The 15,322-nt window shown below is 63.6% G+C and carries 13 protein-coding genes; 10 read left to right on the forward strand and 3 right to left on the reverse strand.

Translation table 11 applies throughout. The features are described 5' to 3' along the window. The first annotated feature begins 192 nt into the window (after nucleotides 1–192). The 3 genes from CXQ93_RS08460 to CXQ93_RS08470 are packed head-to-tail and all read left to right on the forward strand — an operon-like array spanning nucleotide 193 to nucleotide 2,861. Nucleotides 193–1,881 carry an ABC-F family ATP-binding cassette domain-containing protein gene (locus CXQ93_RS08460; RefSeq protein ID WP_104110005.1) on the forward strand — a complete coding sequence of 563 codons (1,689 nt, stop codon included), beginning with the start codon at nucleotides 193–195 and terminating at the stop codon, nucleotides 1,879–1,881. A 40-nt stretch (nucleotides 1,882–1,921) separates the two neighbouring features. Then, entirely contained in the window at nucleotides 1,922–2,212 is a 291-nt protein-coding gene (locus tag CXQ93_RS08465; RefSeq protein ID WP_104110006.1) for a hypothetical protein, read from the forward strand. Between the two features lie 25 nt (nucleotides 2,213–2,237). After that, a complete protein-coding gene (locus CXQ93_RS08470; protein WP_104110007.1) occupies nucleotides 2,238–2,861 on the forward strand; it encodes a GDSL-type esterase/lipase family protein in 624 nt (207 codons plus the stop codon). Here the strand turns inward: CXQ93_RS08470 and CXQ93_RS08475 are convergent. Continuing rightward, complete coding sequence (locus tag CXQ93_RS08475; protein WP_104110008.1) at nucleotides 2,832–3,734, reverse strand: serine protein kinase RIO; 903 nt, start codon at nucleotides 3,732–3,734, stop codon at nucleotides 2,832–2,834. The two genes, CXQ93_RS08470 and CXQ93_RS08475, sit on opposite strands and share 30 nt — an antisense overlap. Before the next feature lie 459 nt (nucleotides 3,735–4,193). On the opposite strand from CXQ93_RS08475, the gene CXQ93_RS20630 reads away from it, so the two are divergent. After that, complete coding sequence (locus CXQ93_RS20630) at nucleotides 4,194–4,361, forward strand: hypothetical protein (RefSeq protein WP_181036095.1); 168 nt, start codon at nucleotides 4,194–4,196, stop codon at nucleotides 4,359–4,361. Nucleotides 4,362–4,710: 349 nt separating this feature from the next. Here CXQ93_RS20630 and CXQ93_RS08480 read toward each other — a convergent pair whose 3' ends face one another. Further along, nucleotides 4,711–5,448, reverse strand: a complete 738-nt coding sequence (locus tag CXQ93_RS08480; RefSeq protein WP_104110009.1) for a hypothetical protein — start codon at nucleotides 5,446–5,448, stop codon at nucleotides 4,711–4,713. A 127-nt stretch (nucleotides 5,449–5,575) separates the two neighbouring features. On the opposite strand from CXQ93_RS08480, the gene pta reads away from it, so the two are divergent. The 3 genes from pta (at nucleotide 5,576) to CXQ93_RS08495 (ending at nucleotide 9,475) form a co-directional block, all read left to right on the forward strand. Beyond that, nucleotides 5,576–7,708 (forward strand): phosphate acetyltransferase, encoded by a 2,133-nt coding sequence (pta, locus tag CXQ93_RS08485; RefSeq protein WP_104110301.1) that lies wholly within the window; start codon nucleotides 5,576–5,578, stop codon nucleotides 7,706–7,708. Then, entirely contained in the window at nucleotides 7,708–8,841 is a 1,134-nt protein-coding gene (locus CXQ93_RS08490) for an acetate/propionate family kinase (RefSeq protein WP_104110010.1), read from the forward strand. The genes pta and CXQ93_RS08490 overlap by 1 nt, the downstream gene beginning before the upstream one ends. A gap of 73 nt (nucleotides 8,842–8,914) precedes the next feature. Further along, a complete protein-coding gene (locus tag CXQ93_RS08495) occupies nucleotides 8,915–9,475 on the forward strand; it encodes a GNAT family N-acetyltransferase (RefSeq protein WP_104110011.1) in 561 nt (186 codons plus the stop codon). Nucleotides 9,476–9,597: 122 nt separating this feature from the next. Here the strand turns inward: CXQ93_RS08495 and CXQ93_RS08500 are convergent, their stop codons facing one another. Then, nucleotides 9,598–11,856, reverse strand: a complete 2,259-nt coding sequence (locus CXQ93_RS08500; RefSeq protein WP_104110012.1) for a S9 family peptidase — start codon at nucleotides 11,854–11,856, stop codon at nucleotides 9,598–9,600. A 551-nt stretch (nucleotides 11,857–12,407) separates the two neighbouring features. Here CXQ93_RS08500 and CXQ93_RS08505 point away from each other — a divergent pair. Genes CXQ93_RS08505 through CXQ93_RS08515 form a run of 3 tightly spaced genes read left to right on the forward strand, consistent with a single transcriptional unit; the run spans nucleotide 12,408 to nucleotide 15,288 of the window. Further along, nucleotides 12,408–13,634, forward strand: coding sequence for an acetyl-CoA C-acyltransferase (locus tag CXQ93_RS08505; RefSeq protein WP_104110013.1), 1,227 nt, complete (start codon nucleotides 12,408–12,410; stop codon nucleotides 13,632–13,634). After that, entirely contained in the window at nucleotides 13,631–14,422 is a 792-nt protein-coding gene (locus tag CXQ93_RS08510) for an enoyl-CoA hydratase/isomerase family protein (protein ID WP_104110014.1), read from the forward strand. The genes CXQ93_RS08505 and CXQ93_RS08510 overlap by 4 nt, the downstream gene beginning before the upstream one ends. Beyond that, nucleotides 14,419–15,288, forward strand: a complete 870-nt coding sequence (locus CXQ93_RS08515) for a 3-hydroxyacyl-CoA dehydrogenase family protein (RefSeq protein WP_104110015.1) — start codon at nucleotides 14,419–14,421, stop codon at nucleotides 15,286–15,288. Before CXQ93_RS08510 ends, CXQ93_RS08515 begins: the two co-directional genes overlap by 4 nt. The last annotated feature ends 34 nt before the right edge of the window (nucleotides 15,289–15,322 follow it).

The following is a 15,322-nucleotide window of genomic DNA, read 5'->3' on the forward strand; positions in this document are numbered from 1 at the left end:
GAGGAAGCGTCGGTGGGAGGGCTGTTGACAGATCCGCCCCTGACCGTGCAACACTGGAGAAGTTCGCATCCCCTACGTCAGGTATTACGTTGAAGACTTGGTTCGCTTTCGCCTAACCGCGCTGAAGTGATGCACGCCCACCTCTGAGAGGTCCGGCCTGCAGCTCGGCGCATTCACTTGTCGAGGAGAACCATGCAGAACACCCATCCCATTTCGCTGTCCCGGCTCACTTTTGGCTGGCCGGACGGCACCCCCGTCTTCACTGACGTCTCGGCTGTTTTTGCCGCCGGCCGCACCGGCCTTGTTGGTCCCAACGGCACAGGAAAAACCGCGCTGCTGCGCTTGATCACAGGAGAACTGGCGCCCGGCAGCGGAACTCTGATGACGTCGTCGAACGTTAATTACCTGCCGCAGAAGCTGACCCTGCGGACGGAGCAGACCGTCACGGGACTGCTGGGCATGGCTGAGAAGCGCCGTGCGCTGGCCGATGTGCTGGCCGGGCGGGAATCGAATATGGCGGAAAACCTGGAGCTCATTGGCGACGATTGGGACCTGGAGGAACGTGCCGTGGCCCTGCTGTCCGGGTACGGGCTACCGGCAGATGGCCCGGACTTCCTGGACCGTACGGTGGGCACGCTCTCCGGCGGCGAGGCCATGATCACCGCGCTCGCGGGGCTGGAGCTCACGGCCCGTCCCATAACGCTGCTCGACGAACCCACCAACAATCTTGACCGGACCGCCCGCGAACGCCTCTATCAGGCGGTGGAGCGGTGGCGCGGCACGCTGGTGATTGCCACGCATGACAGGGCGCTGCTGGAACGTGTGGATGCCATCGCCGAGCTGCGCCCCGTCCGCAGCCGTGCCTGGTCCGGGGAACGCGTGGAGCTCATCCGGCACGGCGGCAACTGGTCTGTCTATGAGGCGGAACTAGCCGCCGAACGTGAGACGGCGGAGCGTGCCGTTCGCGACGCCGGAGCCCGGCTCGCCACGGAAAAGCGACAGCGCATTGAAGCGGAGACCAAGATTGCCCGTCGCGCCAAGGCCGGGCGGAAGGCCGCGGATTCGATGCCCAAGATCCTTGCGAACGAGCTGCGCAAGAAGGCTGAACAGTCGGCAGGCAAGGTGCGCGGCACCATGGGCAGCCGGGAGTCTGATGCGGCGGCGGCCCTGGCGGATGCCCGCGACGCCGTCCGCGCCGAGACTCGCATCCGCATCGATCTGCCGGACACTGCCGTGCCGCCCGGCCGGACAGTGCTCGATGCGCCCGCCAGGGTGGTTGACCTGGGTGAACTGCACGACGGCAGAGCGCCCCTTGCGCCCGATGCGCGCCTGACGCTGCGCGGACCCGAGCGGGTGGCATTGACTGGGCCCAACGGAGTGGGGAAGACGACCCTGTTGAATGCGCTGGTGCCGTTGGCCGCGGTGCCTGTTGGGTACCTGCGGCAGCGAATCGGTTTCGGCTCCGCTCGCACCGGTGAAGTGTGGGAGGGGCTGGATGATTCCTTGTCGGTGCTTGAGAATGTGAGGGCGGCGGCACCATCGGCTGATCCGGCCGAGGTGCGTGAGCAGCTGGCGCGCTTCCACTTCCGCGGCGATCTGGCCCACCAGCCCGTGCGGGAACTGTCGGGCGGGGAACGGTTCCGGGTGGCGCTGGCCCGGATCCTGCTGGCCCAGCCAGCACCGCAGCTGCTGCTCCTGGACGAGCCAACGAACAACCTGGATCTGGTGTCCACGGAACAGTTGGTCTCCGCGCTCGCCGATTACAAAGGGGCCATGGTGGTCTCTAGTCACGACGACGCTTTCCTCGCAGCGCTGGCGCCAGAACGGCATTGGGAACTACGGCGGCCGGCCGCAGGAGGTGAGGCGACGGCGCAACGTTAGTGCCGCCGTCGTGCTGCCAAACAGCGGATAGGCTGAAGGCGTGACTGAACTCTCAAAGGCAACACACCGTTTTGAACTGACCCTGCGCAAACCGTGGCTGGGTTTATTTCCCAAGCCCACAGTGGTGATTGACGGCGTGGCCCAACCAACGCAGTGGGGCACTCGAAACTGGAAAGTGGCCGGGGACGTGGAGGTCACGGTCTTCCTCTATAACCGGATGTGGAAGTTTGGGGAGGCCAGTTTCACTGTTGAACAGGGCACTTCGCGGGCCTTGGTCTACTCCGCGCCATGGCTCCCGTTCCGCCCGGGGACGGTTCAGGTCTCCGCATGAGCCCGGCCGGCATGAGCCCGTCCGCGTGAGCCCGGGCGGCCAGCAGATCTGCTTTGTGGGTGATTCCTTTGTGGCTGGCGTTGGAGATGAAACCGCCTTGGGTTGGACCGGTCGGCTGGCAGCCCGGCAGGCCGCAGCGGCGCGACCCGTCACCGCCTACAATTTGGGCATTCGCGGCAACACCTCCGCTCAAATCCTCGGCAGGATCGGCGCAGAAATCGACCAGCGGCGGTCCCCACTGCGCCCCACCCGTGTGGTTGTCTCCATGGGGGTCAACGACACCACCTCCGTGGATGGCATACCCCGGGTTCACCCGGATGATTCGTGTTCCAATCTAGAGCGCATTCTGGAGATTATCTCCGGCGATCCCATCCTTGTTGTGGGACCGCCGGCAGTTTCCGACGATGCACAAAACGCTAGAATCGCTCAGCTCTCCGCGCACTTCCACGCGTTGTGCAGTGCACGGGGCATTCCCTACGTGGAGGTCTTCTCCGTGTTGGAACGTCACCCCGTGTGGCGGCAACAGGTTCTGGAGGGCGACGGCGCGCATCCGCGGTCCCAGGGTTACCAGGCTTTGTATGAACTCGTGGCACCCACATGGGACCGCTGGATGAATCACTTACCGGGTTTCGGCGAGCAGCTTGCCTAGGAGCTGCTCGCCGTCCACCTCCAGTCCGCGGGCGGAGAACCAGACACACATGTTCTTGCAGTCTCGTGCCAGCAGCTCCGCTCCTTGTAAGTTTCCAGCCAGGTCCACCAGCTGCGGCAGGTCAATGATCACCAGGCGGTCGCCGGCGGCAAGCACGTTATAAGGTGAGAGGTCTCCATGCGCGAAGCCCAAGCGTGCGAACGCCGTCATGGCATCCACAAGTTGGTGCCAATAACTGCGCAACTGTTCAGCGCTTGGATGCGTGGCCTGCAGCCGTGGGGCCGCAGCGCCCGGGTTCTCGGGGTCGGCAATGAATTCCATCAGAATTTCACTCCCGCAGATTTGCACGGGGTAGGGCACTGGGATGCCGTTCTCCCACGCCATACGAAGGTACGTCCATTCGGCATTGGCCCAACGGGCGGCCTCCACCTCGCGGCCGTAGCTGTTGCTGTTCTTGATGGCCCGCGCATCGCGTGAACGCCGCACCGAGCGGCCCTCCGTGTAGGTGGATGACCGGTGGAACAGGCGTTGATCGGCAGACCTGTACCGTTTGGCTGCCAAGAGGGCTCGCCGTGATTCTGTGGCCCGCTCAACAAGAAAGACGTCCGCTTCCTTGCCGGTTTTTAGGACGCCGAGCTCGGTGTCAATAGCGGCGGCGTCCTCAATCACGAATTCGGGATAGGGAGTGGGCCCGCGCATGAGTTTCTCAAGATCGGGCCACGTTGACCAGCGCTGGTTATCGCCGAGGGAATCGTCAAGGACGCTCCAGTCGGCTGAATGCGGCTTGCGCTCAAGGGGCCCATTTGTGAAGCGGGGCCGAGAGGACTTGCGGTTGATTTTTTCGAAGTGCTGGGCGTCAGTGGAAAACTTCATGGGTGGATCGACTCCTGGGGAGGAAAGCATGGATGTTTTGGGCGTGAAAGGCTGCGCGAACAATCATGGGGTCCTCCTTAAAGTCGATTCGACGGGTGCATCAGACCAGACAAGCTGATCATGTCCGGCCATGTGGTGTCAATGATGATTTTGCCCGGCTCCTACTCCACGGACGGTGCCGGAAGTAGCCGTGAAGGGCCAGGAAACAGCAACGTGAAGCCGCGTGCACCAAGCGAATATTTTCCGGAAACTTCCTGCTGGTGGCCGCCGGCAAGGAAGGCGGGTACGGGCAGGTGATTTCCGGGCCGGGTTTTCCACTATCCCCACCGGGCTGTCGCAGGGCGCACTGGCGCCGGCAACCTTGCCGTCGTATGCCAGGAGGTGGGGAAAATCAGCGGGCAGCGGCCGGTCTCAACATGAATCTGGCTCCCGAGCTGGACACCGTGCACAGTGCCGCTCTTGCGCCTTAGAATGTCCCCGATCGGCTACCAAGAACGGGAGTATGGCTACAGCCCGCAAACCGTTTCCAGTCATGGCAATGCTGTTGCCGCAGGCATGCGGCAGGCCGCCATTGTTCCCACCGTCAACCAAGGTGTCCGGTTGGTCATGGTCTCCAGCGCTTACTAGAAGCGGATTGACTCGGCCAACATCGCCCCGTTCTCTCGGACCACTGTGGGGGCATGCTGCGTGGCGATCTGGGCTTCACCGGCGTCATCCACTCCTACGACCTGTGCGCGGCAAAACAGCTGAGTCCTTGTAGCCCGGCAAACCGTGCCCTGGCCTTTTTCAACGCTGGCGGCACGATGCTCCAGTGTGCATCCCTGCAGAACATCTCAGTGATGTATCAAACCGTGCTCAACGCAGCGCACGGTAAAGCGTCCTTTGCTGGGGCTTCTTTAACCTCATCTTCTAGCGTGCTCCCACCCGGGCACGGCGCAGACGGCTGCAGCTGCAGTCAACTAGGCCAAAGGGTGGGCTAAAAGGTGGGCTTGACCGGCGTCGGGCTTGAAGAAACGGCCGCTGCCGGGATGGATCCCCAGCGCTGCCAACCGGCGATCGCCAGCCCGGCCTGCACCACGTACAGGAAGATCAGCACCGAGCCCTGCGCCGACATGACAGTGCCGTAAACAGCAGCAATCGCGGCGACGAAGAACAGGAACCATGCCCAGCGGGAACGGTTCGCCAGGCCCACGAGCGCGGCTGGCACTATCCCGGCCAGGACTCCAGTGACAAAGAAGGTGAGCCACGGGGCTTTGCTGAGCGGGGCGTGCAGACCCGTGAAAATTGCGGCAACGCTCACTAGCGAGGCCAATGAATACAGCACGGCAACTGCCACCGGCGCCACCACATCCGGCGCTCTGAATGCTCGCAGCACCACGGCGCGCGTCATGGGGGCGGACAACGGTAACTTCCGAAACAACAGCAGAGCGTACACGGCGGCACCAACGCCAATCGCCGTGGCAATCGCCGCTCCGGCACCGAACAGCATTATTGCCGCAGACGAGCTCAGCAGCATGGGCGGGAACGGGAGCACTGACGCGATTCCGGCCAAAAGCAGGGCAGCAACGGCCAGTCCCCAGCCAACATCATTGCGCCGGCCAATCAGAAACAACGCCGCACAGAGCAGCAGCGCACCCAAGATTGTGGCGGCCGTCGCGGCTATATCGAGGGGCCCGGTCATTCGTCCGAAGAGCAGCTCGCCAATTTCATACATGCCGCCAACTCTAACGCGCGGCTTACGGGGTGGGAGAACTACCACGTGATCCACGCCGCCATTCGGGCCTAAGTAAGACGCGGCATGCTTGGATGGAGGGACACGTGCGAAAGGTAAACAAATGACCATGTCCAGTGGAATTTATGTCAGTGCAACTACTCCCGGTTCTGGTAAGACGTTGGTGTCACTCGGATTGGCGGACGCCCTGCACCGACGCGCGGATAGGATCGGCTTCTTCCGCCCCATCACCTCCGCGCTCGACCCGGAAGCGGACCCCACCGTGGCCATGTTGCGCCGCATGTATCAGCTGGATCCGCAAGTGTGCCGTGCCGGCATGAGTAGTTCCGAGGCCCGTGCGCTCATGGCCGCTGGCCGGCGCGAGGACATCGACTCCCGGGCCGTGGAAATCTTCAGCGACATCTCCAAACATGCCGACGTCATCATTGTTGAAGGCACCGATCTGACGGGCCAAGACGCGGCAGTAGAGTTCGATCTCAACGCCCGCCTGGCCAACAATTTAGGCCTGCCCATGCTGGCCGTTGTTGGCGCTCGCGGACTGAGTGCCCAGGAAATCGCTGACGCCGTGGACGTGGCCCGCAAAGAACTGGCCGCCGAGAGATGTTCGCTGCTGGCCATGATGGTCAACCGCGCCGATCCGGACAATATGACGGCCATTGCCTCCGCCATTCGCCCGGGAAACAGTCATCGCCCGGTCTATGTGATCCCTGAAATTCCGGAGATTTCCCGGCCCACGGTGGGGGAGGTGGCTGCGGCCCTTTCCATGCGACAGATAGCTGGCAGTTCCGAGCTGGAGCGCGACGTCCACGCCATCAAGGTCGCGGCCATGACAGTGGGTAACTTCCTGAGTCAGCTGGACTCCAATGATCTGGTGATTGTGCCCGGTGATCGCGCCGATGTCATGGTTGCCACCCTGGCGTCAGCATTTTCCCCTGAATTCCCGGTCCCTAGTGGCATGGTGCTGACCGGGGGCTTGGCACCGGATCCGCACGTGCTGCCCTTCCTGGCGCACGCACCCTTCCCTATTTTTGCGCACGACGCCGACACCTTCAGTACCGCAACTGCTGTCAGTGAGGTGCGCAGCGAGATCCATACGGGACAACGGCGGAAAATCGCCGCCGCAATGGGTGCTTGGGCCCGCAACGTGGATGAGCATGAGCTGCTGGAACGGCTCACACTGCCCCGGCCGGCCACCATGACCCCGCTACGGTTCCTGCATGAGTTGATCGAACGGGCCCGCAGCGAACGCAAACACATTGTGCTCCCCGAAGGCAACGATTCCCGTGTGCTGGGCGCCGCCGAAATTCTGCATCGCCGCGATGTGTGCGATCTGACCATTCTGGGCTCGGGTGCAGCCGTTGCGGAACTGGCTGCCTCCCACGGCATCGATCTGCGTGGCATCAACATTGTTGACCCGGCGACCTCCGAACTGCGGGAGTCCTTCGCTAGTGAGTACCAGCGGCTGCGCGCCCACAAGGGAATGGATCTGGCCCGGGCCCGCGAGGCCATGTTGGATGGTTCCTACTTCGGCACCATGATGGTCCAGCTGGGCCATGTGGATGGGATGGTCTCCGGCGCCGCCCACACCACAGCCAACACCATCCGCCCGGCACTGGAGTTCGTGAAGACCCGCCCCGGAGTCAACATCGTCTCCTCGGTGTTCTTGATGCTGCTGGAGGACAGGGTGTTGGTGTACGGAGATTGCGCCGTCAACCCCGAACCCAATGAGGAACAACTGGCAGACATCGCCATTGCCTCCGCAGCAACGGCAGCCCAATTTGGGGTGGAACCGCGTATTGCCATGCTCTCCTACTCCACCGGCGGCTCCGGATCCGGTGAGGCTGTGGACGAGGTTCGCCGGGCCACCGAATTGGTTCGTGCCGCCCGCCCGGATCTGGCCATTGAAGGCCCCATCCAGTACGACGCCGCCGTGGATGCCTCCATCGCGGCCTCCAAATTGCCGGCCTCTGCCGTGGCAGGGCAAGCCACGGTGTTCATTTTCCCCGATCTCAATACCGGCAACAACACGTATAAAGCAGTGCAACAATCCTCCGGGGCGGTCGCCGTCGGGCCCGTCCTGCAGGGACTCAAGAAACCCATCAACGATCTCTCCCGCGGCTGCACCGTTGAAGACATTGTTAACACCGTGGCGATCACGGCCATTCAGGCCCAAACGTCCGGCACCCCTGAAAGCAGCCAGCCCGCTGAAGCTACTGAAGCTACCGAAGTGAAGGATTCCTAATGCGCGTGCTTGTCATCAACTCCGGCTCATCCTCCTTGAAGTATCAAGTAAGGGACACCGATACCAATGAGGTTGCCGCCAGCGGCCTCATTGAGCGGATTGGCGAGGAAGGTGGTGCAATTGCCGATCACGGTGAAGCCATGACTCAGGTGGCGGCGGCACTGGCGGACGAGCTGGCGCACAAGCCTCTGGACGCCGTGGGACACCGAGTGGTGCACGGCGGGGAGCGTTTCAGCGAACCGGTGTTGATCACCAATGAAATTACACGCGCCATCGAGCGGCTGAACCCCCTCGCCCCGCTGCACAACCCCGCGAACGTGCTGGGCATCCGCGCCATCACGGCGAAGTGGCCGGACATGCCGCAGGTGGCGGTTTTCGATACCGCGTTCCACCGCACGCTGCCCGAACACGCGTGGCGCTATGCGGTGCCGGATTCGCTCTACCGCAAGTACGGGATCCGCCGCTATGGCTTCCACGGCACCTCGCACGAGTTTGTGACCGGCCGCGCCGCAGCTCTCCTGGGCATCCCGGTTGAGGAGTTCAACGCTGTGGTGGCGCACCTCGGTAATGGTGTTTCCCTCACGGCGATTCAGGGCGGTGCGAGCATTGACACCTCCATGGGTTTCACCCCGCTGGAGGGCCTGGTCATGGGCACTCGCAGCGGAGATGTTGATCCGTCCATCCTGGTATTCCTGCAGCGCCAAGGACTCTCCGCTGACGAGATCGACACCATGCTGAACAAGGAATCGGGCTTGAAGGCGCTCGCTGGCAACAATGACATGCGTGCCATTGTGGACGCCGCCGAATCCGGTGACAGGCATGCCCGGCTCGCCCTGGATGTCACCTCTTATCGGTTGGCGAAGTACATTGGCGGCTACCATGTGGCGGTGGGCGGGGCGCAGGCGTTGGTGTTTACGGCAGGGATTGGCGAGAACTCAGCCCAGTTCCGTGCCTTGGTGGCCTCCCGCCTGGGTGCGCTGGGCGTGAAGCTCGACGACGCAGCGAACCTGGTGCGCTCAGGTGAACCCCGGGTGATCAGTGCCCCCGATTCACAGATTCCCGTGCTGGTGGTTCCCACCAACGAAGAGCAGGCGATCGCAGAGGCGAGTGCCGCCGTCGTGCTCTCCTCCTAGACGCTCCCTCAGCGATAGGGGTGTTTTGGTAAACGCTCACTCACCGTTTGGGGTGCCGGGGTAGGCTCGTGGCATGGTTGAAATTCCCTATCCACTGACCACACAGCGGCTGGTCCTGCGGCGCTTTTCCACCGCGGACCTTGACGCCTATTACGACTACCAGCGGCTGCCGGAAACGGCGCGGTACCTGTACGGCGAGGCCCGCAGCTACGCCCAGTGCATGGCGAGAATTGCCCGATATGTTGAAGAGCCGTTCTGCGCTCCGGGGCATTGGGCCACCTTCGCCGTGGAGCTCCAGGGGCAGCCGGGCCTCATTGGTGAGATGGCGTTGAAGTGGAATGAGGGCGGCAAACCCGAGGGGCCGCAACCGCAGCGTTTTGGCGAAATTGGTTGGACCATGGCACCCACGGCCCAAGGCAAAGGCTATGCCACCGAGGCTGCGCGGGCGGTGCTGGAGCTGGCCCTGGACCAGCTGGATTTCTATCGTGTTGAAGCCCGGCTCGATGCCCGGAACGCGGCGTCGGCCGGCATTTGCGAACGGTTGGGCATGCAGCGCGAGGGCGTGTTGCGCAACAACATGTACTTGAAGGGCGAATGGACCTCTGAGGCCGTTTACGCCGTGGTGCGCAGCTGACCGGAGCCGACCGGACAAAAACGCCGCCGTTCCCGCATATTGCCACCGGTCTACGGACCTGCGGCAATATGCGGGAAAGGCGGCATTTTTCACATCTGGGCGGCGCGCATGCCAGTGGCCGCTCAGCGAAGCTCGGTTGCCCCGATCGCATCAGCCAGGAAGGCGTAGTCCCAGGCGCGGGTCTTCCAGCCTTCGTAGCGGCCGGACGCACCGCCGTGGCCGCCATCCATCTCAATCTTCATGACAATCGGCTCGGTTCCGGTTGATACTGCGCGCAGTTCCTGCACCCACTTGGCCGGTTCCACGTACAGCACGCGGGTGTCATTGAAGCTCGTGACGGCGGCGATCTTCGGGTAAGCCACGGCCTGAACATTCTCGTACGGAGTGTAGTCCTTCATGTATTTGTAGACGTCCGGATCGGTGATGGGGTTGCCCCACTCTTCCCATTCCAAGGCCGAGAGCGGCAGTTCCGGATCCAAAATGGTGGTCAGGGCGTCCACGAAAGGCACCTGGGCCACAATGGCCGCGTACTTTTCCGGGGCCAGGTTTGCCACGGCACCCATCAAAAGCCCGCCGGCCGAACCACCCATGGCCGCAATGCGGGAAGGATCCACCCAACCCGAGCCCGCCAGCCAGTCCGTGGCGGCCACGAAGTCGGTGAACGTGTTCTTCTTGTTCAGCTTCTTGCCGTCGTCGTACCAGGGTCGGCCCATCTCGCCGCCGCCGCGCACATGCGCAACCACAAAGACCACGCCGCGATCCAGCAGCGACAAACGGGGCACGCCAAATCCCGGATCCATGCTCATCTCATACGAACCATAACCGTAGATCACGCCGGCGTTGTTACCGTCGCGGGGAAGGTCAGCCCGGCGCAGCACCGAGAGCGGAACTTTTGTTCCGTCGTCGGCCGTGGCCCACTCGCGCGTGGCGACATAATCTTCGGAGCGGTAGCCGCCCAGAACGGGTGTTTCCTTGCGCAACAGCAGCTCGCCGCCATCATCGCCTACCGGAAGCACGTAGTCGTAAACGCGCGGCGGGGTGAAATCAGAGGTGTACACCAAGCGGATGACGGGGGATTCGTATTCGCTGCCGCCCATGGAAGCCGTGTACAGCTCCTCATCGAAGATAGGTTCGACGGCGGCCGCCTGCGCCGCGGTCCCCAAGCCTTCCAGCTCGGTCACCCGAACGCTCTCGATGGTGTTCTTGCGCAGCGAGACCACCATGTGGGTGGCCGTGACAGATGCCCCGTTGATGCGTACAGCAGGATCATGGGACACCACAGTCTCCCAGACCTGTTGGTCCACAGGCTTACTGAACTCCGCAGCGTCAACCAGGGAAATCATGGAGTTGACGGCGTCACGGTCGTGGGTGAGCAGGACCTTTTCGCGCCCGTTCACAAGGAAGGGTTCGGCGTCGTACAAGATCTCGGCACTGCGGGGGATGAGCACCTGTAGGCCCTTTTCCGGGGCGGCGAAGTCCAGAAGGCGAGTTTCGCTGAACTCGGAGCAGCCGATGCTGATCATGAGGTGGCGGCGGTCGGCAGATAGGTCGAAGCCTGTCCACATGGCGACGTCGTCCTCTTGGTAAAGGACCTGATCGCTGTCCACGGGGGTGCCGAGTACGTGGGTTTTGACTTGATGGGGGCGCCAGGAGTCATCGGCCAGCATGTAGAACAGTGTGGTGCCATCGGGGGAGAAGGCCAAGCCGTAGAAGGCGTTCTCGATGGTGTCTTCAAGGAGCTCGCCGGTGCGCAGATCCTTGATGCGGACTGTGAAGAGCTCATCTCCTGCGTTATCCACGGCGTAGGCGTAGAGGTTGCCGTCGCGGGTAACGGCGGCGCCGCCGATCGAGAAGAACGGCTGACCCTCTGCTTCAACGTTGCCATCGAGGATGATTTGCTCGCCGGGGACGTCCACGCCGGGCTCAATGAGCGGGGGAGTCCAATCATCGAGGGTGCCATTGCTTTCGGCTCGGACGCGGCACTGAATGCCGTAGGCCTGGCCCTCCACCATGCGCCCGTAATACCACCAGTCATCCTTGCGGCTGGGCACCGAGAGATCGGTTTCCTGCGTACGGTTCTTGATCTCGTTGAAGATGTCCGTGCGTAGCTGTTCCTGGCCGGCTGTGAGCGCATCAGTGTAGGCCTGCTCGGCGTTCAGATGCGCCACGACCTCAGGGTTTTCCTTCTCGCGCAGCCACTCGTAGTTATCCACAAAGGTGTCCCCGTGGTGGGTGCGTTCCGTGGGAACCTTCTTGGCCACGGGCGGCTGGACGGGGGCGCTGGAATCCGCCTGGCTGGCCGGCAGTGACACTGCGGGGAGCGAGTTTGCGGGGTGGGACTCGGAATTGTGCGTGGGTGCTGCGGCATCGGAAGTCGTCATGATTCCACTGTAGCGAGGCCCGCCCTTGGGTTTGCAGTCAGCAGCCGGACACTATGCCAAGAGCGGAGCACTACTTGGCCACCCTCCCGCGGGTCCGGATGGCCGATTGCCCGCCCGTCCGCGGGCTCGAGTGTCCAGTTAATGTACGTTTGAGCCTGATTTCGGCCCCCAACCGTACGTTATGTGGACACTCGGCGGGGCGTGGGGTATTTCGGCTCAGCTGACCCTGGCTGCACCACTTCGTGACCGCTCCGTCCGCCTGTTCAGCCGAGGATCACCCTGCGGGTCCGGCTGGCCGATTGACCGCCCTCCCGCGGGCTCGAGTGTCCAGTTAATGTACGTTTGAGCCTGATTTCGGCCCCCAAACGTACGTTATGTGGACACTCGGCGGGGGTGTGGGGTATTTCGGCTCAGCTGACCCTGGCTCTAGGGCAGTCATTGACCGCTTGTCCGTTCCATGGAATATTTATAGAACGAACGGTCGGTAATTTGGTGGCCGGTCCCGGTGGAGGCATGGGCCGCACCGACGAGCGCGTTCGAAGGGTGTTTTCATGGCCGCAGCAACACCGCAGGCATTCCTAGTGGGAGGCGTCCGCACGCCCGTTGGCCGCTACGGTGGGGCTCTCGCCACCGTCCGGGCCGACGACCTTGCCGCCCTGAGCATCAAGGAACTCATCGCCCGCACCGGGATTGATCCCGCCGACGTGGACGAGGTGATCCTCGGCAACGCGAACGGTGCCGGTGAGGAAAACCGCAATGTGGCCCGCATGGCGTGGCTCCTGGCCGGCTTCCCGGACAGCATTCCCGGCATCACCGTCAACCGGCTGTGTGCATCCGGCATGAGCGCCATCACCATGGCAAGCCACATGGTCAAGGCCGGAGCCGCAGACATTGTGGTGGTCGGCGGTGTGGAGTCCATGACCCGCGCGCCCTGGGTCATGGCCAAGCCAGAGAAGGCGTTCGCCAAGCCCGGGGCTACCTTTGACACCTCCATCGGCTGGCGCTTCACCAACCCGAACTTCCTCTCGGGCGAATTGTCCCGGGACGGCAAGATGGCCTATTCTATGCCGGAAACCGCCGAAGAAGTGGCCCGAGTGTACGGCACCTCTCGGGAGGACTGCGACGCCTTCGCGGTCCGCTCACACGAGCGCGCCCTGGCCGCCATTGCCGCCGGGCGTTTCCGGGATGAGATTGTGCCCGTCACCGTCAAGGGTCGCCGCGGCGACACCGTGGTGGACACCGATGAAGGTCCCCGCCACGGCACAACACTGGAGGTACTGGCCGGGCTGCATCCCGTGGTGGCCGGGGGGAAAGTCGTCACAGCCGGCAACGCCTCGAGCCTGAACGACGGTGCCTCCGCCATCATCGTGGCCTCCGAACGGGCCCTGCAAAAGTACGGGCTCATCCCGCGCGGCCGCATCCTCGACGGTGCCGCAGCCGGCCTCGCGCCGGAAATCATGGGCATGGGCCCGGTCGTGGCCAGCCGGAAGATCCTGGAACGCCAGGGCATCGACGTGGGCCGCCTGTCCGCCGTCGAACTCAATGAGGCGTTCGCGTCCCAGTCGCTGGCCAGCATGCGCGAACTCGGGCTGGACCCGGACACGGTCAACAACGACGGCGGCGCCATCGCCCTCGGCCACCCCCTGGGCTCCTCCGGTTCCCGGATCGTGGTCACGCTGTTGGGCCGGCTGGAACGCGAAGCCCCCGGTGGAGTTGGCCTCGCCGCCATGTGCGTCGGCGTCGGCCAGGGTGCCGCACTGCTGGTGGAGGGATTATGAGGAACGACGCCGGCACCCGCCTCGATCCCGCGGCGTTCACCACCCTGCTGGTCACCGAGGTTGACGACCGCCTGGCGGTGCAGTTGAACCGGCCGGCGGTTCGCAACGCAATCGACGCGCAGATGGTGGCTGAGCTGCACGCCGTATGTGAGCACCTGGAGTCAACGCCCAAGGTGCTGATCCTCTCCGGCACTCCCGGCAGCGGCGACAGCAAGGGGATCTTTGCCTCAGGCGCGGACATCGCCGAACTGATTGAACGCCGCCGTGACGACGCCCTGCAGGGCATCAACTCGGGGCTGTTCGACCGGATCGCCCAGTTGCCGATGCCAGTCATCGCGGCCTTGGATGGCTACGCGCTCGGCGGCGGTGCCGAGCTGGCCTATGCCGCAGACTTCCGGATCGGCACCCGCGCCCTGCGTCTGGGCCAACCCGAGGCCGGACTGGGCATCATGGCCGCCGCCGGCGCCACCTGGCGGCTCAAGGAATTAGTAGGCGAGCCCATGGCCAAGGAGATCCTGCTGGCTGGGCGCATCCTCACGGGTGAAGGTTGCCTGCGGGTGGGACTCATCACTGAACTGGTGGAGTCCGCCGATCTCATGGCCGCCGCGCACGCGCTCGCCGGCAAGATCGCCGCGCAGGACCCGCTGGCCCTGCAAGCCACCAAACGCGTCTTCCATCAACCCCGCGAGGCCCACCCGGCGGTGGACAACCTGGCGCAGGCAGAGCTGTTTGAATCGCCCGCCAAATTTGAACGCATGCAGGCCTTTTTGGACAAGAGGAAGAAATGAGCACAGTGAAGACTTTGCCGGCCCGTGTCGGTGTCTTGGGCGGCGGTCGCATGGGCGCCGGCATTGCCCACGCCTTCCTAATGGCAGGCTGCGAGGTGCTGGTCGTGGAGCGCGATCTCGATGCCGTCGGCAGCGCCCATATTCGGGTGGAGCTTGCCGTGGCAAAATCCGTTGAGACGGGGGTTGCGGGCGGTCCGGACGTGACCACTGCGGGGATTGTGAAACGGCTGAAGCTCTCCACCAACTACGCCGACTTTGCCGACCGCGAACTGGTGGTGGAAGCCGTTCCGGAGACCTGGGATCTGAAGGTCTCCTCACTGCAGGGAGTGGAAAAGCACTTGGCCGCCGATGCCGTTCTGGCATCCAACACCTCCTCACTGTCCATGTCCGGGCTGGCCGCCGAGCTGGCACGGCCGCAGAACTTCATTGGCCTGCACTTCTTCAACCCGGTCCCGGCGTCGACCTTGATCGAGGTGGTCATGGCCAAGCAGACGGCCCCAGATCTGGTAACCACGGCGAAAGGCTGGGTGGAGGCGTTGGGCAAGACCGCCGTCGTGGTTAATGACGCACCTGGGTTCGCATCCTCGCGGCTTGGGGTGGCGATCGCGCTGGAGGCCATGCGCATGGTCGAAGAGGGCGTGGCGAGCGCCGAGGACATCGACGCAGCCATGGTGCTCGGCTACAAACACCCCACCGGCCCGCTGCGCACCACAGACATTGTGGGCTTGGACGTGCGGCTCGGCATTGCCGAATACCTTCAATCAACGCTGGGGGAGCGGTTTGCGCCGCCCCAGATTCTGCGGGACAAGGTGGCCCGCGGCGAGCTGGGACGCAAGTCCGGTAAAGGATTCTTTGACTGGGCCTAGGCGCCCGGCAACGGCCCCACCCCACCCCAAAACC

It is taken from the genome of Arthrobacter sp. N199823 (assembly GCF_002929705.1).
Classification (GTDB): Bacteria; Actinomycetota; Actinomycetes; order Actinomycetales; family Micrococcaceae; genus Specibacter.